Origin of the sequence: Streptomyces sp. NPDC001513 (genome assembly GCF_042894695.1) — a bacterium.
Lineage (GTDB): Bacteria > Actinomycetota > Actinomycetes > Streptomycetales > Streptomycetaceae > Streptomyces.
Genome location: NZ_JBIAVU010000018.1, coordinates 194242 through 214516, shown reverse-complemented (window position 1 = coordinate 214516; position 20275 = coordinate 194242). Strand labels below are relative to the sequence as shown.

Genomic DNA, 20275 nt, shown 5'->3' with positions numbered 1-20275 from the left:
GGGAGCGACGACGCAACGGCGACCTCCCACGAGGGGCTCCACACTGCTGTCCTCCTGCTCGCATCCGTGTACGCCGATCACGCCGACTACCGCGAAGAGTGGCGCCCCTAACCGTCATAGGCGATTACGGGACAGTCCTTAGTCTAGTTGGCGAACCATGCCGCCCCATCCAGCGTGACGAAGTAGACCGCCCCGGTCTCCGGCTCGATGTCGAACGATGACTGCTCGGCCGGCGTGTTGGGGTCAGCGTTCTCGGTGAGACGGTAGAGGGGGCTGCGGGACGCGAAGAGGGTCACGGGGGCGGGGACCCGTCAGCCGGCCACAACCTCCTGCCTGGCTCGCGGCACATGGACGATGCCAGCTCACACGGTCGGCTGGTCATACCATCGGATCGCCCTTCTCGGTCGGCAGCGTCCTGACCCTACCGAGCTGGCCTTCCCTCAGGGCATGGCCGCACAGGGCGGTATGCCCCGTCACGCGTACCTGCGCGACAAGTTCGACGCGATCGGCGCCACGAAGGGATGAGACCTGAGGGTGAGGGGGGATCTGCGGGACCTTCTCGGGAGGGACGGGGTGATCCTCCTGCGAGTTGACGATCCGTCTACTGCCGCTGCATAGCCTCGGATTCATGAACCGACGCAGAGCTGTCGCCTCAGCCGCCTTGCTCGTCCTCCTCCTGCCGCTCCCGCTCGCCGGTGCGGGTACCGCCGCCGCGGCGGACTCCCCGTCCGCCGCCGCGCAGCTCCGCACCACGGTGGAACTCCCGCGCCCCACCGGCCGTTTCGCGGTCGGCCGGGAGGACCTGCACCTGGTGGACCGCAGCCGTACCGACCCCTGGGCCGGATCCGGGCCGCGCGAGCTGATGGTCACCATGCGCTACCCGGCGCGGCGCGACACCGGCGGCCCCGCGCGCTACCTCACCGACGAGGAGGCCCGGCTGCTGCTGGTCGACCGCGGCCTCGACCAGGTCATCCCGGTCGCGACCCTGACCGGCACGGTGAGCGCCTCCCGGACCCACGCCCGTCCCCTCGCCGGACGGTATCCGCTGGTCGTGCTCTCCCCGGGCTTCACCGTCCACCGCGCCACCCTCACCGCGCTCGCCGAGGACCTGGCCTCCCGCGGCTACGTCGTCGCCTCCGTCGACCACGCGTACGAGAGCGTCGGCACCGCCTTCCCCGGCGGGCGCGTACTGACGTGCCTGGCCTGCGACAAGACCGAGTCGGGCACCCCCATGCGGACGGTCAGCGACACCCGCGGCCGCGACGTGTCCTTCCTGCTGGACCGCCTCACCGGCCGCCACCCCGCCTGGCGCCACGCCGGCCTCATCGACCAGAGCCGCATCGCGATGGCGGGCCACTCCATCGGCGGCGCCTCCGCGGTCGCCGCGATGGCCGTCGACCCCAGGATCCGCGCCGGGGTGAACATGGACGGCGGACTCCACGCCCCGGTCCCCGACACGGGCCTCGGCGGGCGCCCCTTCCTGCTGCTCGGAGAGCAGAAGAGCGCCCCCGGCGGCATCACGTCGTGGGACGACGGCTGGCCCAGGCTCGACGGCTGGAAGCGCTGGATCACCTTCGCGGACTCGGGCCACTTCACCTTCAGCGACTTCCCGGCGATCGGCGAGCAGCTCGGCCTCCCCGACCAGGACGCCCCGCTGCCCGGAGCCCGCTCCGTCGAGCTGACCCGGCGCTACGTCGCCGCCTTCTTCGACCAGCACCTCAAGGGCATCCCGCGGCCCCTCCTCGACGGCCCGTCCCCCGACGCGCCGGAGGTCCGCTTCCACACCCCCTGAACCGCGGCTCAGACCACGGTCACCGGGTGCCGCACGACCGCGTCGAAGAGGTAGCCCTGCGTGTTGTGGACCGAGGTCTCGGGCTGCGTCCGCCCGCTCGCGTCGCTCGCCCGGGCCAGCAGCGCCGTCGCACCCGTCGTGCGCGGGGTCCACGGCAGCGACCAGCGCACCCAGCCGCCCCGGCGCGGGGTGTCGTGCATCCGGGCCCGCCGCCAGTGGCCGCCCCCGTCCGTGCTGACCTCGATGCGGGTGACGGGGGCCGCCGCCGACCAGGAACGGCCGGTCAGCAGCCGGGTCCGGTGCACGGGAACGGTGGCCCCCAGCTCCAGCTCGAAGGCGCTCTTGAGGGTCTGCCGGGTCAGCGGGGTGCTGCCCTGCGCCGGGTGCTCGGGCCCGAACAGCCGGTACATGTCGGTGTTCCACGGCGAGTACAGCGGCTCGTCGCTCACCTCGATGTCACCCACCCACTTGATCGAGGAGATCCCGACCCAGTCCGGTACGACGAGGCGCACCGGACCGCCGTGGTCGGGCGGCAGCGGCTGCCCGTTCATCTCGTAGGCGAGCAGGACGTCGTCCAGCGCCTTCGCCACCGGCAGCGGGCGGCGCACCCGGCCCAGGTTCACCCCGTTCGCGATCACCTCGTCGTCCAGCCCCCTCGGCAGCACGTCGACGGCGCCGCGGCTGACCCCGGCCAGCCGCAGCACGTCCGACAGCCGCGCCCCGCGCCAGCGCGCGACCCCGATGGCGCCCAGGGTCCAGGCGGTGCCGGTCACCGGCTGCCCCTGCTGCGTGGTGTAGAAGCTCCGGCCGTTGCCCGCGCACTCGATGAACAGCGTCCGCTCGACCGCCCGCAGGGCCCGCAGCCGCTCGTACGAGAACTCCACCGGGCCGCCCGCCAGCCCGTCGCCCCACACCTTCAGCCGCCACCCGCCCGCGTCGACGCGCGGGGTGGAGGTGTGGTTGCGGACGAAGAACCGGTCGATCGGGGTGAGCGGGCCGGTGCCGCGCAGCGCCGCGAAATTCGTCTCCGCGTTGGTGCCGCGGAGCGTGAACAGCTCGGGCGGCAGCGGTTTGACGGTGACGGGGCCCGCGGCCGCGACGGGCGGGTTCGGCGCGGCCGCGGCCGGTGCGCCCGTGGCCACACCCAGGGATCCGGCGGCCGTCCCGACCGCGAACAGCTTCAGCAGATCGCGGCGGTCCACTCCGGCGGAGCGGGCGCGGCCGCGTGTCCACTGCCGCAGGCGCGTGCGGTCGTACCGGCTCTCGTCCGACAGGTCGAAGGGCATGACGGGGTTCTCCTCGGTCGCGGTTCCCGACGGACCGTAGGGGTCCGGGGCGGGCCGCGGGAACCTTCCCAGGGCGATGGCCACGCACTCGAAACACTGCCGCAACGGCCGATTACCGCTGGTCGGCGGAGATTCGGCAGGATGTGGGGCATGACCGAGATCCGTACCCCCCGCCTCCTCCTCCGCCGCTGGACCGACGACGACCTCGTCCCCTTGTCGGAGATCAACGCCGACCCGGAGGTGATGCGCTGGATCGGTGACGGATCCACCCTCGACCTGGACGAGACGGCCGAGGAGATCGAGCGCTGGGAGGAGGAGTGGGACGACGAGGGCTTCGGGCTCTTCGCCGTCGAGCTCCTGGGCTCCGGCGAGCTCATCGGCGCGGTCGGCCTCTCGGTCCTCGAGAACCTGCCGGACGCCCGCGCGGACGTGCAGATCAGCTGGCGCCTCGGCCGCCAGTACTGGGGCCAGGGCTATGCCTCCGAGGCCGCCCACGCCACCTTGGAGTTCGCCCTCCAGGACCGCGGCCTGGACCGGGTCGTCGCGATCAACCGGATGAGCAACACCGATTCCGAAAACGTGATCCGCAAGCTGGGCATGGTGACGGAACGCGACACCACGGACCCCCGGTACGAGACCTCCGTACGGGTCCACGGCATCGACCTCACGGAGTACGAGGCCTGATCCCGCCGTCCCGCATCAGCCGATCGGCCGACCCCGGCATCGGCCGGACCGCTCCCGGGCTCCGTCCACCGGGCGGACCGGCCGCGGGCCCCGGCGCGGCGAGCATGGAACGGGGGAGCGGGAGGGCGTACGCGGCCCTCCCCGCCCCGGAGCCGAGAGGGACACCATGAACGCGCACGACCGACTGCTCCTCGACGGCGCCCGCCGCGGTGACGCGGCGGCGGTGAGCGCCGCGCTCGCCGCGGGCGCCGCCGTGGAGGCCCGCGACGAGCAGCTGCGCACACCGCTGCTGCTCGCCGCGCTCGGCGACCACCTGGACACGGCCGGCGTGCTGCTCGCCGCCGGAGCCGACCCGAACGCCCCGGACTCCCGGGAGGACAGCCCCTGGCTGGTCACCGGCGTCACCGGCAGCGTCCGCATGATGCGCCTGCTGCTGCCCGCCGGGCCCGACCTGAAGCAGCTCAACCGCTTCGGCGGGATCTCCCTCATCCCGGCCGCCGAGCGCGGGCACACCGCGTACGTGCGGGCGGTGCTCGACGAGACGGACATCGACGTCGACCACGTCAACCGGCTCGGCTGGACCGCCCTGCTGGAGGCGGTGATCCTCGGCGACGGCGGCCCCCGCCACGAGGAGGTCGTCGCCCTCCTGCTGGCCGCCGGAGCCACTCCCGAACTGGCCGACCACGACGGGGTGACCCCGTACGAGCACGCCGTGCGCCGGGGTTTCGAGGGCATGGCGCGGATCCTGCGCGCGGCCGGGGCGGCCGGGGCCGGCGGGGCCGCCGGAGCCGCCGGGAACGAGCCGGGGACCGGGCGGTGAACCGCCGCGCACGGGGCACCCGTACCGCCCTCACGGCGCTCGCCTCGGCCCTGCTGCTGTCCGCCTGCACCCAGACCGGAAGCTCGGCGACGTCCACGGCCTCCTCGACCTCGCCGGCCACCGCGACGCCGAGCCCGGCGCCGTCCGCGGCCTCCCCGCTGCCCGCCACCGCGCCGACCCCGCAAGGGCTGCTCCTGACCGCCGACTTCGGGGCCGACACCGTCACCTTCGTGGACCCGGCGCGCGGAGCGGTCGCCTCCGTCGCCGTGGGCCGGGCCCCGTACGGGCTGGCCGTCGGCGCGGACGGCCGCGCGTGGGTGGCCACGGCCGAGGGCCTCGCCGTCGTCGACACCCGCACCCGCGCCCTGCTGGCGCGCGTCCCGTACCGCACCGACACCGGCCCGGTCACCGACGGCGAGTACCGCGGCGGCGGCATGGGCATCGCGCTCGCGCCCGACGGCGCCCACGCCTACGTCGGCGTCAACGTCCCCGGCACCACCGGCGTCCTGGAGGTCGTGGACACGGCGACGCGCCGGGTCACCGCCGTCGTACCGGTGGGCCGGCGCCCCTTCGACGTGGACGTGTCGGCCGACGGCGCCGAGGTGTACGTCACCGGCCACGACTCCTTCGACGTCACCGTGGTGGCGGCCGGCTCGCTGCGGCCCCGCCGGATCGAGGTCGCTCCGTACGGCACCGAGGGCGGGCTCGGCTCCTGGCTGAAGCCGCACTACGCGGCCGTCCGCCCGGGCGACGGGAAGCTCCTGCTCCCCTTCGAGGGCGAGCGGCTCGCCGTGGTCGACCCGCGGAGCGGCCGGACCACCGTCGAGCCGATGACCGCCGACACCCACCAGCACGGTGCCACCGTCACGGCCGACGGCCGGCTCCTGGTGGTCGGCACGGGCGCGGTGGAGCCCGGCACGGGCAAGGGCCCGTCGCTGACGGTCCGTTCCCCGGACGGCACCGAGCGGGTGTACCCGCTGGAGGGCCCGCACGAGGACGTGGCAGTGTCCCGGGACGGCCGGACCGCGTACGTCACGGGCGGCTACACCCGCGAGGGCCACTGGAACGGCATCACGGTCGTCGACCTGGAGTCGGGCGCCGCCCGCCGCCTCCCGGCGGGCTCCCGGCCGCTCGGCATCGCCGTCCTCTGAGCCCCCCGGCTCAGGCGGGCGCGGTCCCCGGAGCCCGGGCCGCGCCGCCCCGGCGGACCGAGGCGAGCGCGGCGGCGTGCAGGGCGGCGGGATCGCCGTGGTGGGGGAGCGGGCTGCCGGAGAGCGTGTACCACTCGTCGGCGCCCTCGTACTGGACGGCGAAGCGGACCAGGTCCCCGGCCACGGCGGTGGTGCACAGGGTGAGCGGGCCGGTGATGACGCCGACCTCGTCGGTCATGGCGCCGCCCGGCCCGGGAGTCACCCGGTCCTGCCACCGCCGGTGGTGTGCTCCGGTCATGACGCGCAGGTGTCGAGCATCGTGGTGAGCATCTTCTTCTCCGGTTCGGTGACGGTCAGCCCGTACGTGGACTTCACGGTGGTCCAGGCCCGTCCGTACTGGCACCAGCTCGACTTGTCCGGCGGCTGCCACAGGTCCGGGCTCTGGTCACCCTTGGAACGGTTCGACGCCGCCGTCACGGCGAGCAGCTGAGGGTTGGTCAGGTCGTTGGCGAAGGCCTTGCGCCGCGCCGGGTCCCAGCCGGCCGCGCCGGAGCGCCACCCCTCGGCGAGCGGGACCATGTGGTCGATGTCCATCTTCGCGGCGTCCGTGACGACCGCCCCGTCGTACAGGCTCTTCCAGCTGCCGGACACCGCCCGGCACTCCCCGTCCCGCGTGACGCCGGAGCCGTCCCGCTCCAGCACCACCTCACGGGTGTCGCACTTGTTGCCCTGCTGGGCCCAGTGCGTGAACTTGTCCCGGCTGTAGCCGGCCATCGTGCCCACCGGCGCCACCTTCAGCGCGGCCAACTGCGTCCGCGCCACGGCGACGGTGACCATCCCGGGCAGCACGTCCCCGCCGCCCGGCTTGGAGTCCGGCTTCGAGCCCGGATCCGCATCCGGGGGCTGCGCGGTCCGCGTGGCCGACGCCTTCGCGTCCCCGCCGCCCGGCCCGGCCGCACCGGAGCAGCCCGCGGCGCCCGCCGCCAGCAGCACGGCCGCCAGGACCGCACCCGGCACACCTATCTGACGTCCCATAACCCCACCCCTGACCGGCCCCGCGTCGCAACTGTCCCCGGAAGACTACCCAGAACCGGACATAAAACCGGATGCGGACCCTCCGGCGGGCGTTGTCAGTGCGGCTCGCTAGTCTCCCGACATACCGCAGCCCAGGGGGGTCAGTTCCCCCCCGGTCAGGGCTGCGCGGAACCGGATGCGACAGGCGGAGGGGCACGGGCTGATGGCATGGCTGGCGGCGGGCGAGGGGTACGAGATCGCCCTGGTGGAGGGACGGGTGGTGGCGAGGTCCGCCACCGGCCGGACGGCGGGACGGCAGTTGAAGACACTGCCGAAGGCGCTGAAGGACCATCCCGAGGTGGACCGGCTGCGCCGGCTCACCGAATGGCTCGACCGGCACGAGGCCGCGTGCGTCGCACAGGTCGACGCCTGGATGGTGTCCTCGCTGCCCGTACCGACCGCACTGCTCGCGCGGGTCTGGCCGGACGAGGCCTGGCAGCACGCCCTGCGCGACATGGCCGTCGTCGGCGACGACCCGGACGAGGTGGGCTTCCTGCGCGACGCCACCGCCTCCGGTGAACTGAAGGTGGTCAACCTCGACGGCGAGACCGTACGGCTCTCCCCGCGCACGGTGACCCTGCCCCACCCGGTGCTGCTGCCGGACCTGGACGACGTACGGGACTTCGCGGCCGAGCTGGGCATCGTGCAGCGGGTCGAGCAGATCCACCGCGCGACCTGGCAGAAGCCGGACGGGCTGACCGCCACCGCCACCGAGGTACGCGACTACGCGGGCGGGGTCTTCCCCACCCGCTTCAGCCTCGCCGCCCGCGCCACCGCCCTCGGCTACCGCGTCTCCGGCGGCTACGCCACCTGCAAGGTCCGGGACGCGGGAGCCGGCGCGGAGGCCGCCGTGTGGATCGGCGAGCCCTACTACGAGGACGAGATGACCACGGGCGCCCTGAGCTGGCACGACGAGGACGGCCGGACGGTACCCCTGGCCACCGTCGGACCGGTGGCCTGGTCCGAGGGCATGCGGATGGCCGCGGCGCTGTACGCCGGGCGCAAGATCGAGGAGGGCGGGGACGCATGAGCACCAACCTGGGGGACACCGAGATGAACACGGCCGAACTGCTGCTCAAGGCGGGCGCCGTACTCCCGCACGACACCAAGGGCGCCGGCCCCACCGCCGTCGAACTGACCGCCCGCTCCTACCGCCACCCCGGACTCGGCGACGACCGCGTCGTCGTCCGGCTCTCGCCCGGCGAACTCGGCCCGGCCGAGGACCTCGCCGCCGGCTTCCTGGGACTCGTACGCGACGAGGGCGAGCCGCCCGTCGTCGGCCTGAGCCGGCGCCAGGCACTCGGCTTCCCCGAATGGGTCCTCGTGCACCACCCCGAGGACGGCCACCACGCCCTCGCCGTCGTCCCCGAACTGGACCGGATCGCCCGGCAGGCCAAGACCAAGCCCAAGGCCGCCCTCGACGCCTGCCAGGAACTGGCCGACCGCCTCGCCGCCTCCGTCCCGCACTTCCTGCCCGTCTTCCACGAGCAGGCGGCCCGCGTCTTCCTCGCCGTCGAGAACACCACCTACGCCGCCCAGCTGTTCGGCCGCGCCCGCGCCGCCGAATCCCAGTACGGCCTGGCCATCGACGAGGACCGCCTCGACGCCGTCTTCCTCGAATTCGCCCTGGCCGGCGCCCTGCCCGTGAAGGTGCTCACCGGCTACGGCAAGGCCCTGGCCGGCCGCGTCACCCCCGCCGAAGCCCACGAGCGCTTCCGCCGCCTGTGCGTGCGCCGCACCGCGGGCGGGCTGCCGCCCTCCGCCCAGGCCGTCGTCGAGCTGCGCCGCCTCGCCCGCGCCGCGGACCTGAACGGAACCGAGGCCGAGCAGGACTACCTCGCCGAACTGCTGCCCCTGCCCGCCACCCTGCGCGCCGCGCTCGGCTGGTGGAAGGCCCACCGCGCCGCCCTCGTCGCACTCGCCCGGCGCGTACCCGACGTACGCGGCACGCTCCTCGGACTGACCCCGCCCGGCGGCGACGAATTCACCACCCTGTGGCTGGACATCCTCGAGGAGTCCGGCGCCACCGCCGGACTGACCGGCGAGGAACTGCCCGCCGAGCAGCGGTCCCCCGACGGCGCCGCCGGCTGGCTGGAGCGCTTCCACGCCGCCCGCCACGGCGGCTGGGGCGTGCGCCCCAGCCTCACCGTCCTCCTCGACGTCGTCGAGCGCTGCGCGGAGCAGCTGCGCACCGAACTCGCCCGGCCCGGCCGGGAAGCGGGCCTGGGCATCGGGGTCGAGGACGCCGACCTCCTCGACCTGCTGCTCGCCCTGGAGATCCCGGTCGCCGACCCCGATCCCGACCCCGAGAACAAGCGGCACCGGCAGGACCAGCTGAACCTGAGCGGCTGGGCCGGCGCCGACCAGCGCCGCGACCTGCTCGCCCTCGCCGCCGACCAGCGCTTCCACCCGGCCTTCCGCCGCGCGCTGAACGCCCTCGGCGGCGGCGAAGGCCCCGACGTCGTCCGGCGCGTCGCCGAGTCGCCCGGCGGCCGCCCGCTCCTGACCGAGTGGATGCGCGAAGTGGCCCGCGCCTCGATCGCCGCCGGCCTGCCCGGAGTCCCCGACGCCATCCAGCGCCTGACCTGGCTGCCCACCGAAGCCCTCGAACTCGCCCCCGAGGAAGTGGCCGCCGCGGCCGCCGCCGACCTCGCCGAAACCCTCGCCCGCACCCTGCGAGGCGGCCTCTTCGAGGAGCTCGCCTGGCCGTCCTGGGAGCGCGCCCTCGCCGAACTGAGCCCCGGCCGCAACCACCGCGGCCTCACGGTGACGGAAGCCTGGCCCTACCTGATCGTCGCCAACGAGACCGAGGTCCGCGTCCTCGACGCCGACTCCACCGTCCTCACCCACGACCTGCGCGTCCCCGCCGGATCCAACTACCGGCACGCGTTCCACTACGTCGACGGCGACCTGCTGGTCTTCTGGTCCGCCTGGAGCGCCAACAGCACGGAGGGCTACTGGCACTCCGATCCCCAGACCGTCTTCACCCTGGACACCGACCGCAACCACTGGTCGCTGCGCAGCGACCACATCTCCCTGCCGCTCCCCGGCGGCGGCCGCGCCACCGGCGGCGGCGTCCTGCACCGCGGCGACACGAAGCTCCCCGACGAGCGGCCGCTCCTGTCCGACGGCACCTCGTACTGGGTGTGGCAGCGGCGCGACGAGAAGAACGAAGCCGGCTGGCTCGAGTACGACCCCGCCGGCGCGGCCTACGGCCGGACCTCCCTGCCCGGCTTCTTCGCCGACGCGCTGCGCACCCACCCGGAGAACGCCCGCCGCAGCGGCCACTCCAACTGGCTGCGCCCGGCGCCCACCGTGGCCGGCTCCGTGCTCGGCGCCCCCGCCGACGGCCTGCTCGGCTGGCGCACCGTCCGCATCCCCGGCCACGGCTGGGAGGGGACCGACACCGGCGGCCGAAGCGTCACCGTGCCCGAGGGCCGCGACATGCCCCTCGCGGCGCTCGCCTTCCCCGGCGACGACCGGCCCCGCGCCCTGACGCAGCACTGGCAGGAACTGAGCATCGGCGACCCCGACGGGGTGGTCACCGCCCGCTCGCGCGGCGACCGCCGCCGCTCCGACTTCGGCACCGGCAGCGTGGACCTGCCGCCGCTGTCGCACTGGTACGCCCTGCGCCCGCGCGACACCGAAGGCTCGGCCGCGCTGCGCGCCGCCGACCGGGAGACCGTCGCCGCGCTGCTCAAGGCGGCCGCCGCGGCCGAGAAGGTCACCGACCTGCCCGGCCTGGTGAGCGCGGCCCTGCCGCAGGTCACCGCCACCGAGCTGATCGGCGGCATCGTCGAGGTGCTGCGCTTCACCCTCACCCAGCAGAAGGCCCTGGACGAGGTCGCCGCCCGGCTCCACCCGGACGACACCCCCGCCGACGAGCGCGAGCACGGCCCCAGCGACGGACTGCTCGGCGACGCGCTGAGCGGACTCATCGGCTACGGCTACCGCCGCTGGGGCAGCGACGAGGACGGCGCCCACCACACCCTGAGCCGACTCCGAGCCGCCTGCGCGCGGACCGACGAGGCCGAGGTGCCCGGCAGGCTCCACTTCGACGTGCCCGCGCTGCCGCACTACACCTTCTCCTGGACTCCGTTGCTCGACGAGCCCGCCGCCATCGCCTACCGCGCCTCCACCGTGTCGGCCACCGACGAACAGCGGGCCGCCCTCATCAGCCTGCTCGGCTCGGTCGACGCCCTCGGCCTGGCCTCCGCGGAGGGCTCCGCCGACCGCTGGCGCCGGGTCCTGATCCACCTCGACCGCCCCCACCTGACCGGCCCTGACGGCCTGGCCCGCGACCTCTACCACCGCGGCCTGCTGCCGCTGGGCGGCGGAGCCGTCCTCGCCCTGACCGAGCACGCCGAATCCGTCTCCTACGGCCACGAGTTCGGCGCCCTGCTGCACGACCCCACCGGCCGCTTCACCGTCCCCGGCCCCTACACCGTGCGGGGCCACGCCCCCCTCGGCGACCGCTCCCGGGGCGCCGGCTGGCTGGCCGACTTCCTCACCGCGGCCGCCGAACACGGCCCGGTCCCCTTCCACGAGGAAGCCGCGGAGGAGTTCTCCCGACTGACCGGAGTCTCCGGCGCCCTCGCCCGCCTGGTGATCGCCGGACTGCCGCACATCGACACCTACGAGCGCAACTTCCTGCCCACGGAGCTGCGCACCGCACTCGGAGTCAAGGCCCCCGACGCGGCCCACGCCCGCGACGAGCTCAAGAACCTCGACGTCGAGGTCCGCCGCGCCGTGGTCGCCGCCCTGCTGCCCGCCGATCCGGCGCAGCTGTGGAGCGAGGGACCCGACGTGGCCGCCGCCGCGGAGGTGTGGAACCGGCGCGTGGGCCGGCGTACCCGCGTACCCGACTGGCTGGCCACCGAGGTCGCCCGCGCCGTGGGCCGGGGCTGGGCCGCGAACCGGGCCCTGGGAGCCCTGCTCGACCCGGCGGCCTCGCGCGAACTCTCCGTCGACGTGGCCTGGACGGTGACCGGCGACCACGTGGAGCCCCGCGAGCCGGCCACCGGCCCGTTCACCGCGAGCGTCCTGACCGGGACGGTGGCCACGGCCGCCTGGCTGGCGCACCGGCTGCCCGCGGGAGACCCCGTACGCACGGCCCTGCCGCCCGCCCTGACCGCCGTACGACAGCGGCTCGCCGGCCCCGAACTGCTCCTGGAGTTCGGGCACTACACCAGCCTGCCCGACTTCCGGAAGGCGGCCGGCACGCCGACCGAGACCGGCGAGGGCTACGAGCGCTACGGCGCGGTCGTCATGGCCACCCACGACGACCAGCCCAAGCCCGCGCTGCGCCCGGCCCTGCTGGACTCCACCGGCTCCGACCCGTACCTGCCGGCGCTGCGGGGCGCCGACCAGCGGCTTTCCGCGGTCGAGACGGCGCTGCGGACCGTCCACGACCCGCGCTTCGCCGCGCTGCTCGCCGACCCGGGCGCCCCGGCGGCCGGCGCGGCGGACGCCGACGGCACCTGGTGGCCGCAGGACCCGAGCCGCTCCGTCCCCGAGCTGGTCGAGGAGGTGTCCGCCGCGTACGGTCTGGGCGCCGACGCGGCCACCCTGTACCTCGTGCTGCTCGCCATGCCCGACCCCACCGACCGCAACACCGCGCGGTGGACGGGCTGGAAGCCGGCCCGCCTCAAGGCCGCCCGCGCCGAACTGGCCGCCACCGAGCTCGTGGTGTCGGCCGGCCGCACCCGCGCCGGACGCTCGCTGTTCCTGCCGGGCGGCTGGGCCGAGATGGCCTCCCCGACCCTGCCGGTGGAGCAGTGGAAGCTGCCGATGTACGGCCTCGGCGCCGGCGAGCGGCCGCTGCTGGGCGTGCTGACCCCGGCCGAACCGGCCGCGGACCTCTACCGCCGGTCCTGGCAGCGGGTCCGGGAGGGCGACGTCCCGCGCTTCGAGGAGCTCAAGGTGAAGCGCACCCGCGGCCGCCGCCGCTGAACCACCGGCCGTCCCGGCCCCTCGGCGCGGGGGGGGGCCCCCCCCCCCCCCGCGCCCCCCCCCCCCCCCCCCCCCCCCCCCCCCCCCCCCCCCCCCCCCCCCCCCCCCCCCCCCCCCCCCCCCCCCCCCCCCCCCCCGGCCGCCCGCCCCCGGGGGGGGGCCCCCCCCCCCCCCGGGGGGCCCCCGCCCCCGGCCCGAACGCCTACCCCTGCCCCTGCCCTCCCTCTCCCTTCTCCCTTTCCCGTCCCGGAGGACCCCGATGACCGTCACCGCACCATCCGTCCCCGCCGCCCGGCAGGTGCTGCCCGCCGAGGAGCGGTACGCCGCCGAACTCGACTTCCTCGCCGCCCAGGACACCGGCCCCCGGCCGCCCGGCTGGGCCCTGACCCCGCGCGCCGTCGTCACCTTCGTCTGCGGCAGCGACGGAGCCGAACTGGCCCTGCCGAAGCGCCGCGCCGGGCTCCCCGCCAAGCTGGTCATCGCCCCCAAGTTCGTCGGCGAACGCGCCCTGGTGGAGCGCTGCGTCGTCACCCTCGCCGGAGAGCGCGGCCTGCTCCTCACCGGCGAGCCCGGCACCGCCAAGTCGATGCTGTCCGAACTGCTGGCCGCCGCCGTCAGCGGCACCAGCGCCCTCACCGTGCAGGGCACGGCCGGTACGACCGAGGACGCCTTCCGCTACGGCTGGAACTACGCGCTGCTGCTCGCGCAGGGACCGAGTGCCGGAGCCCTGGTCGACTCACCGGTGCTCTCCGCCATGCGCACCGGACGCGTGGTCCGCGTCGAGGAGATCACCCGCTGCCTGCCCGAGGTGCAGGACGCGCTGGTGTCGATCCTGTCCGACCGGCGGATCAGCGTGCCCGAACTGACCGCCACCGAGGACGCCGTGGTCTCCGCGGCCCCCGGGTTCACCGTCATCGCCACCGCCAACCTGCGGGACCGCGGAGTCTCCGAGATGTCCGCCGCCCTCAAGCGGCGCTTCAACTTCGAGACGGTCGCCCCGATCGCCGACGCGGACGCCGAGGCCACGCTGATCCGCCGGCAGGCGGTCGCCGCCGTCGAACGGGCCGGCGCCGCCTTCGGCGTCGACGACGCCGTCCTCGACGCGCTCGTCACCGTCTTCCGCGACCTGCGCTCCGGGCGTTCCGCCGAGGGCTGGGACGTGGAGCGCCCCGGTACGGTCATGTCCACCGCCGAAGCCGTGCAGGTGGCGGCCTCGCTCGGGGTCGCGGCCGCGTACCTGCCGGGCGGGGACGTACTGGACCTGCTGCCGGGGCACCTGCTGGGCGTGGTCCGCAAGGACGACCCGGCCGACCACGGCCGCCTCCTCGGCTACTGGGACGGCCCGGTGCGCCGCCGCGCCGAGGACGGCTCGGCGATGTGGCGCCGCCTCTGGGACCTGCGCGGGAGCCTGCGTTGACGCACACCGACCCGCGCGCGGACCCGCGCGCCGCGGTGGAGGCCCTCGCCGCGACCCGTGAGCCGTACCTCATCGGGGTGCGCCACCACAGCCCGGCGCTGGCCGCGGTGGTGCCCGAGCTGCTGGACGCGTCGGGCGCGGACGTGGTCTGCGTCGAGCTCCCCGCGGACTTCCAGCCGTGGCTGGAGCACCTGGCCGACCCGGAGACCGTCGCCCCGGTCGCCCTCGCGGGCACCGACGGCGAAGGCCGCCTGGCGTTCTACCCGTTCGCCGACTTCTCCCCGGAACTGGCCGCCATCCGCTGGGCCCGCCGCACCGGCGCCACCGTCCTCTGCTGCGACCTCCCCCTCCCGTCTCGCGCCTGGACAGCCGAACCTGCGGAGCCGGCGGAACCGGGCTTCGAGCCGGATGCGGGGGCGCCGCGGGGGAGGTCCTTCGCGAACGCGCTCAGCGCCGCCGGTACCGGCCGGGACGGCGACGACCTGTGGGACCGCGCCGTCGAGGTGCTCGCACCGGGCTGTTCCCCGGAAGCCGTGCGCCGCGCGGCGCTCGGCGTCGGCTGGGCGCTGCGCGCCGACTCCACCCCACCGGCCAGGGACCTGGCCCGCGAGTCCCACATGCGCTCCGTCATCGCCGGCGCCACCGCCGCGGGCCACCGGGTGGCCGCCGTGATCGGCGCCTTCCACGCCCCGGCCCTCCCGGGCGGGGACGAGGGCACCGGGTCGGCCGCTGCCGACCGTGCCCTCCTCGGCGCGGGCGCCGGGACCGGAACCGCCGCTGCCGACCAGGCTGGTACGGGCGCGGATGCGGGGGCCGGGCCCGTTGACGTGGCCACGGCGCGCGTGGGCGCGGGCGCCGGGACCGGCCCCGCCGATGTCGGTCCGGGCGGCTCGGGCGGCTCGGGCGGCTCGGGCGGCTCGGTACCGGCGCCGGCGGCGGGTGTCGTGCCGGCGCCCAGGTCCGGAGGGCCTGGGCCGCGCGCCGCGGCGGGGGTGGACGGGGCTGTCACCTCCTTCGTGCCGTACTCCTTCGATCTGCTCGACTCCCGCTCCGGGTACCCCGCCGGGATCCGGGATCCGCTCTGGCAGCAGGCCGTCCTGGAAGCCGGCGGGGACCCCGGGCGGGTCCGGGAGGCGGCCTCCGTCGCCCTCACCCGGCTCTGCCGGGAGCTGCGCCGCGCCGGGCACACCGCCGGCACCGGCGAGGCCGCCGAGACCCTGCGGCTCGCCTGCGACCTCGCCGTCCTGCGCGGGCTGCCCGCGCCCGGCCGCGGCGAGCTCCTCGAAGCCGTCACCACCGTCCTCGGCCAGGGCGAACCGCTCGGCCGGGGCCGGGCGCTGGCCCGCGCCCTCGAGGCCGTGCTCGTCGGCACCGCCCGCGGGCGGATCACCCCGCACGCCCCCCGCTCCGGCCTCGGCCCCTCCGTCGAGGCCGAGCTGACGGAACTGCGGCTGCCCGGCCCCGAGGAGCCCGCCGCCCGCGAGGTCCGCCTCGACCCGCTGCGCTCCGCCCTGGACGGCCGCCGCGAGGTCCTGCTGCAACGGCTCCTCGTGTGCGGCGCCTCCTACGGGGAGCCCCTCACCGTGGCCGCCACCGGCGACGGCACCGCCCTCGGCACCAAGTGGAAGCTGTCCTGGACGCCTTCCGTCCCGGCCCGCCTCGATCTCGCCGGGGTCCGCGGCGTCACCGCCGCCCAGGCGGCCGCCGGAACCCTGCGCGACACCGCCCGCCGGGCCACCGCCGACGGCGGGCCGACCCCGGCGCAGATCCTCGCCGGGCTGGCCGCCGCCGCGCGCTGCGATCTGCCCGAGCTGGTCGACGTACGCCTCCACGAGGCGGCCACCACCCTGCCGCAGACGGCGACCCTGCCCGAACTCCTCGACGCCCTCGACCTCCTGGAGGCCCTGCACCGCGGTCACCTCCCCGGCACCTCGGACGGGTCCCGTGCCACCGCCGCCGACCTTACCGCGGACCTCCTCGAAGCGGCCGTACGGTCGCTGCCCGGCCTCGCCGGCAGCGACGACCCCGCCGACGCGGCCGCCCTCGTGGCCCTCGCCGACCGCGCAGCCGCCCGCCACCTCGGCCTGCGCACCGACGACGCCCTCGCCGAGCTCGCCGCATCCGCTTCCCCGCTGATGCAGGGCGCCGCTCTGGCCGTACGGGTCCTCCTGGACCTCGACCCGGCCGCCGGGCTCGGCGACCGCGCCGCCGGCTGGATCGACGCCGCGGGCAGCCCCGACAGCCGGCGCGCCCTGACCCGCAGGCTCGCCGGACTCCTCACCGCCGCGGGCCCGTTGCTGCAGTCCTCACCCGCCGCCCTGACCCCGCTCCTCGCCCGCGTCGAACGCCTCGCCGACCAGGACTTCCTGGACCGCCTGCCGGCTCTGCGCGGCGGCTTCGACGCCCTCTCGCCCGCCGCCCGCGACCGGCTGCTGGACACCGTGACCGAACGGCTCGGCGACCGGATCGACCTCGCGCTCGACGCGTCCCCCGCCCTGCTCGCCCTCTGGGCCGCCGCCGACGCCGCCGGGCTCGCCGCGCTCAAGGCCCTCCCGCTGCCCGCGGCGGAGGTACCCGCCCCGCGTCCGGACGTTCCCGACGCCCCGCCTGCCGGGACCCCCGAGGCCGAGGAACACCGGCTCGCCCCCGCCGACCGCTGGCGGCTGCTGCTCGGCCGCGAGCGCGACCGCCTCCCCGCCGGCGCCCGCCGCTACGCCCACGCACTGGACGAGCTGTACGGCGCCGGGCACGGCGAAGGCGCGTCCGACCTCGACTCCGGCCAAGGGGGCCAGGGAGGCGGCCAGGAGGCCTCCTTCCCCACCGCCCGAGAGTGGTCGCAGGAGCTGGAGGCGCTGTTCGGCGCGGACGTACGGGAGGAAGTGCTCGCCGGCGCCGCCGAAGCGGGCCGCACCGACGTGCTCGCCCAGCTCGACCCGGCGGCCGTACGGCCCTCCGTGGAACTGCTGAGCTCCGTACTGTCCCTGGCCGGCGGGCTCCCGGAGGCCCAGCTCGCCCGCCTGCGCCCCCTGGTCAGGAGGCTGGTCGACGAGCTCGCCAAGGAGCTGGCCACCCGTCTGCGCCCGGCCCTCTCCGGCCTCGCCACCCCGCGCCCCACCCGCCGCCCCGGCGGCAAACTCGACCTGGCCCGGACCCTGCGCGCCAACCTCGCGCACACCCGGCGACGGGCCGACGGCACGGTCGTCGTCGTACCGGAGCGTCCCGTCTTCAGCACCCGGGCGAACCGCGAGGCCGACTGGCGGCTGATCCTCGTCGTCGACGTCTCCGGCTCGATGGAGGCCTCCGTCATCTGGTCGGCCCTGACCGCGGCCGTGCTGGGCGGCGTACCGACCCTGTCCACCCACTTCCTCGCCTTCTCCACCCAGGTCGTGGACTTCACCGACCGGGTCGACGACCCGCTCTCGCTGCTGCTGGAGGTCCGCGTCGGCGGCGGTACGCACATCGCCGCCGGTCTCGCGCACGCCCGCACCCTGATCACCGTCCCCAGCCGCACCCTCGTCGTCGTGGTCAGCGACTTCGAGGAGGGCGCCCCGATCGGTGGGCTCCTCGGGGAGGTCCGCGCGCTGGCCGCCTCCGGAGCCCACCTGATGGGCTGCGCCGCGCTCGACGACGCGGGAACGCCCCGGTACTCGGTCCCGGTCGCGCGGCAACTCGTCGCGGCCGGCATGCCCGTGGCCGCCCTCAGCCCCCTCGCCCTCGCCCGCTGGGTGGGCGACCGCCTCCGTGGAGAGTCCCGTTGAGCACCGAGAGCACCGAGAGCACCGAGAGCACCGAGAGCACGCAGAGCTCCGAACTGCCGCCCGTCGCACCCGAGGTGCTCGCCGAAGCGGTCGAGAACCTCACCGCCCGCCTGCGCAAGAAGCTGGACGCCGCCATCGAGAGCTGCGCGGCGGGCGCCGCCCGAGAGGCGGACGGCAGCGTGACCATCCGCTTCGGCGAGGACGCCCTCGTCACCCTGCGCCCCGGCCCGGCGGGCACCGTCACCGAGGCCGGACAGGCCACGTGCAGCTGCCTGTTGGCGCCCCGCTGCCTGCACCGGGCCGCCGCCCTGGGCGCGGCCCCGCTCGCGGACGCGGCCCCGCCGCCGGCGCCCGCGGAACAGCCCGAGCCGGAAGCCCCGACGCAGTCCGAGCCCGCCGGGACCGCCGGGACCGCCGAGCCCGCCGAGTCCTCCGGCCCGGCGCCGGCCCTCACCGAGGCCCAGCTCGGCGCTGCGGCCGCGCTCTGGCACGCCGGCGCCGAAGCCCTCGCCGCCGGGGTCACCGCCGGCGGAGCCGTGGTCCAGGCCGAGCTGCTGCGCGCCGCCCACACCGCCCGCCTCGCCGGGCTGCCGCGCGCCGAGGCCGCCGCCCTGCGGGTCGTACGCGGCCTGCGCGCCGCCCGGGAACGCCGGGCCACCCAGCGGCTCGGCGCCCTCACCGGCGCCTTCCGCGAACTCCTGCACACCGCCGGCATGCTGGCCTCCGGAGCGGCCGACCCCGCGCTGACCGGCACCGCCCGCCGCGCCTACGCGCCCGGCGGCAGCCTCCACGTGCACGGCCTGTGCCGGGAACCGGTGCTCTCCGCCACCGGATACGGCGGAGTCGTCACCCACCTGCTGGCCGCCGACGGCGCCCGCTACTCGGTGTCCGACGTCCGCCCCGGCGGCCTGGCCCGCGCCCGCGGCGCCGGATCCGCCTCCGTCGCCCTCGGCGGCGCCACCCTCGACCACGCCGGACTCGCCCGCGGCGGCCTGCGCATCGTCGGCGCGACGGTCTCCGCCGAGGGTCGGCTCGGCGCCGGACGCGGGGTCAGGGCGACCCCGCTGCGCGGCACGCTCTGGACCGAGCAGCCCGCCGCGCCGCTCTTCGCCCGCCCGGCCGCCGAGGCCGTCGCCGAGCTGCCGGCCGATCCGGAGGGAGCCGAGTCCGCGCTGCTCGGCTGCGACGTCACCGTCGTGGGCGCGGCCGGCGAACACCTCCTCGTCCGCGAGGCACGCCCGGGCGCCCCGCTGCTGCGGCTGCTGCCGGCGCACCCGCACCCCGAGCTGCCGCACACGACGAACCTGCGCCGGATCGCCGCGTACCCGGGACTTCAGCTGCGCGTCCTCGGCCGCCCCGACCTGGACCGCGCCGCCACGCTGCGCCCCCTCGCCGTCGGCCCGGTGCCCGGCGCGCCGTACACGCTGCGGCTGCCCGAGGAATGGCTGGGCCGCGCCGACCTCGGCTACGACCGCCTCCAGGGCATCCACTTCCCGCCCCACGCCGACGCCCCCGGGACGGTCCCGACGGCCGAGGGGCTGGGCCCGGACCCGCTGGCCGACTCGCCGCTGTGGCGGGTACGCCGCCTTCTGGAGACCGGGGTCGCGGGCGGTCGCCGCGCCGTCGCCGAAGCGGCCCGCGGTACGGCGCCCCTGGCGTCGTTCGGCCCGCTGCGCCGGGCCGGGCTCACCGCGGCGGCGGAGCTGTCGGCCGCCCTCGCCGCCGAGGCCGACCGCCGCCCCCGCAACGCCTTCGGCCGCCTCACCGACCCCTCGCCCGACGGCTACGCCTGGGCCTGGCTGGCCTCGGCCACCCACCTCGCGGCGGCGGAACGCTCCCTGGTCGCCGCGTCCTGGGCCACTATGCCGAACGGAGCCACGCCCACAGAGCGGTGAAGTCCGCCGCGCCCAGCCCACGGCCGGGATCCACCCGGTGCAGGAGCGCCCGGCCGGGGTGCCGGGCGGCCACCCAGTCCCGGTCGGCGCCGGTGATCTCGTCGTCGACCCAGACGAAGGGCCGTCCGGCCGCGTGCGCGACGAGGGCGGGGGTCTTCCAGTGGACCCCGCCCCGCCCGTCGGCGTCCGACGGCTCCGGCCAGGCCACCAGCGGCAGCTCCGGGAGGCCGAGCCGGGGCGCGACGCACTCGTTGGCCTCCGCCCCCCACGTCGTGGCCCACACGAGCGCGCACGGCAGCGCCGCCAGCCGCGGCCCGAGCACGGGATCGATCCGGGCGAGCAGCGGATCGGCATCGTCCCCGGCCGGGTACGGACCCGCGCCGAAGGGGATGAGAGGTCCGTCGACATCGAGGTAGAGGAGGGGACGGACGAGGGAACCGGTCATG

The 20275-nt window shown here is 76.3% G+C and carries 15 protein-coding genes; 10 read left to right on the top strand and 5 right to left on the bottom strand.

Annotated features, from left to right (window positions below; genetic code table 11):
- Positions 1–111: DUF6221 family protein (locus tag ACFYZ4_RS34405; RefSeq protein WP_390785771.1), on the top strand; the 111-nt coding region annotated here is incomplete at its 5' end.
- A gap of 32 nt (positions 112–143) precedes the next feature.
- Here ACFYZ4_RS34405 and ACFYZ4_RS34400 read toward each other — a convergent pair.
- Positions 144–296: a hypothetical protein gene (locus ACFYZ4_RS34400; protein WP_390785766.1), complete on the bottom strand. Its 153-nt coding sequence runs from the start codon at positions 294–296 to the stop codon at positions 144–146.
- Positions 297–628: 332 nt separating this feature from the next.
- On the opposite strand from ACFYZ4_RS34400, the gene ACFYZ4_RS34395 reads away from it, so the two are divergent.
- A complete protein-coding gene (locus ACFYZ4_RS34395) occupies positions 629–1792 on the top strand; it encodes an alpha/beta hydrolase family protein (protein ID WP_390785765.1) in 1164 nt (387 codons plus the stop codon).
- Between the two features lie 8 nt (positions 1793–1800).
- On the opposite strand, the gene ACFYZ4_RS34390 is transcribed toward ACFYZ4_RS34395, so the two are convergent.
- The gene (locus ACFYZ4_RS34390) at positions 1801–3078 is read right to left on the bottom strand and encodes a sulfite oxidase (RefSeq protein ID WP_390785764.1); all 1278 of its coding nucleotides are present in this window, start codon (positions 3076–3078) and stop codon (positions 1801–1803) included.
- 150 nt (positions 3079–3228) lie between these two features.
- Between ACFYZ4_RS34390 and ACFYZ4_RS34385 the strand changes: the two genes are divergently transcribed.
- The 3 genes from ACFYZ4_RS34385 (at position 3229) to ACFYZ4_RS34375 (ending at position 5733) form a co-directional block, all read left to right on the top strand.
- The gene (locus ACFYZ4_RS34385; RefSeq protein ID WP_390785763.1) at positions 3229–3762 is read left to right on the top strand and encodes a GNAT family N-acetyltransferase; all 534 of its coding nucleotides are present in this window, start codon (positions 3229–3231) and stop codon (positions 3760–3762) included.
- A gap of 166 nt (positions 3763–3928) precedes the next feature.
- A complete protein-coding gene (locus ACFYZ4_RS34380; RefSeq protein WP_390785762.1) occupies positions 3929–4582 on the top strand; it encodes an ankyrin repeat domain-containing protein in 654 nt (217 codons plus the stop codon).
- Complete coding sequence (locus ACFYZ4_RS34375) at positions 4579–5733, top strand: hypothetical protein (protein ID WP_390785761.1); 1155 nt, start codon at positions 4579–4581, stop codon at positions 5731–5733. Before ACFYZ4_RS34380 ends, ACFYZ4_RS34375 begins: the two co-directional genes overlap by 4 nt.
- A gap of 10 nt (positions 5734–5743) precedes the next feature.
- On the opposite strand, the gene ACFYZ4_RS34370 is transcribed toward ACFYZ4_RS34375, so the two are convergent.
- Both ACFYZ4_RS34370 and ACFYZ4_RS34365 read right to left on the bottom strand, forming a co-directional pair.
- On the bottom strand, positions 5744–6031 hold the full coding sequence (locus ACFYZ4_RS34370; RefSeq protein ID WP_351303731.1) for a hypothetical protein: 288 nt from the start codon (positions 6029–6031) through the stop codon (positions 5744–5746).
- A complete protein-coding gene (locus ACFYZ4_RS34365) occupies positions 6028–6768 on the bottom strand; it encodes an HNH endonuclease family protein (RefSeq protein WP_351303728.1) in 741 nt (246 codons plus the stop codon). The genes ACFYZ4_RS34370 and ACFYZ4_RS34365 overlap by 4 nt, the downstream gene beginning before the upstream one ends.
- Before the next feature lie 202 nt (positions 6769–6970).
- On the opposite strand from ACFYZ4_RS34365, the gene ACFYZ4_RS34360 reads away from it, so the two are divergent.
- The 5 genes from ACFYZ4_RS34360 (at position 6971) to ACFYZ4_RS34340 (ending at position 19829) form a co-directional block, all read left to right on the top strand.
- Positions 6971–7837, top strand: coding sequence for a DUF4132 domain-containing protein (locus tag ACFYZ4_RS34360; RefSeq protein ID WP_351303725.1), 867 nt, complete (start codon positions 6971–6973; stop codon positions 7835–7837).
- A complete protein-coding gene (locus tag ACFYZ4_RS34355; protein ID WP_351303722.1) occupies positions 7834–12759 on the top strand; it encodes a DNA-binding protein in 4926 nt (1641 codons plus the stop codon). Before ACFYZ4_RS34360 ends, ACFYZ4_RS34355 begins: the two co-directional genes overlap by 4 nt.
- Before the next feature lie 259 nt (positions 12760–13018).
- Entirely contained in the window at positions 13019–14176 is a 1158-nt protein-coding gene (locus tag ACFYZ4_RS34350; protein WP_351299504.1) for an AAA family ATPase, read from the top strand.
- On the top strand, positions 14173–17934 hold the full coding sequence (locus ACFYZ4_RS34345; RefSeq protein ID WP_390785760.1) for a DUF5682 family protein: 3762 nt from the start codon (positions 14173–14175) through the stop codon (positions 17932–17934). Before ACFYZ4_RS34350 ends, ACFYZ4_RS34345 begins: the two co-directional genes overlap by 4 nt.
- On the top strand, positions 17931–19829 hold the full coding sequence (locus ACFYZ4_RS34340) for a hypothetical protein (RefSeq protein WP_390785759.1): 1899 nt from the start codon (positions 17931–17933) through the stop codon (positions 19827–19829). Before ACFYZ4_RS34345 ends, ACFYZ4_RS34340 begins: the two co-directional genes overlap by 4 nt.
- Here the strand turns inward: ACFYZ4_RS34340 and ACFYZ4_RS34335 are convergent.
- Positions 19795–20274 carry a hypothetical protein gene (locus tag ACFYZ4_RS34335; RefSeq protein WP_390785758.1) on the bottom strand — a complete coding sequence of 160 codons (480 nt, stop codon included), beginning with the start codon at positions 20272–20274 and terminating at the stop codon, positions 19795–19797. The genes ACFYZ4_RS34340 and ACFYZ4_RS34335 overlap by 35 nt on opposite strands.
- Position 20275 lies beyond the last annotated feature (1 nt).

Excerpts from the sequence above, each read along its gene's own strand:
- ACFYZ4_RS34395 (WP_390785765.1), top strand. The coding sequence starts at position 629 with ATGAACCGACGCAGAGCTGTCGCCTCAGCCGCCTTGCTCGTCCTCCTC.
- ACFYZ4_RS34390 (WP_390785764.1), bottom strand. The coding sequence starts at position 3,078 with ATGCCCTTCGACCTGTCGGACGAGAGCCGGTACGACCGCACGCGCCTG.
- ACFYZ4_RS34385 (WP_390785763.1), top strand. The coding sequence starts at position 3,229 with ATGACCGAGATCCGTACCCCCCGCCTCCTCCTCCGCCGCTGGACCGAC.
- ACFYZ4_RS34380 (WP_390785762.1), top strand. The coding sequence starts at position 3,929 with ATGAACGCGCACGACCGACTGCTCCTCGACGGCGCCCGCCGCGGTGAC.
- ACFYZ4_RS34370 (WP_351303731.1), bottom strand. The coding sequence starts at position 6,031 with ATGACCGGAGCACACCACCGGCGGTGGCAGGACCGGGTGACTCCCGGG.
- ACFYZ4_RS34365 (WP_351303728.1), bottom strand. The coding sequence starts at position 6,768 with ATGGGACGTCAGATAGGTGTGCCGGGTGCGGTCCTGGCGGCCGTGCTG.
- ACFYZ4_RS34360 (WP_351303725.1), top strand. The coding sequence starts at position 6,971 with ATGGCATGGCTGGCGGCGGGCGAGGGGTACGAGATCGCCCTGGTGGAG.
- ACFYZ4_RS34355 (WP_351303722.1), top strand. The coding sequence starts at position 7,834 with ATGAGCACCAACCTGGGGGACACCGAGATGAACACGGCCGAACTGCTG.
- ACFYZ4_RS34350 (WP_351299504.1), top strand. The coding sequence starts at position 13,019 with ATGACCGTCACCGCACCATCCGTCCCCGCCGCCCGGCAGGTGCTGCCC.
- ACFYZ4_RS34335 (WP_390785758.1), bottom strand. The coding sequence starts at position 20,274 with ATGACCGGTTCCCTCGTCCGTCCCCTCCTCTACCTCGATGTCGACGGA.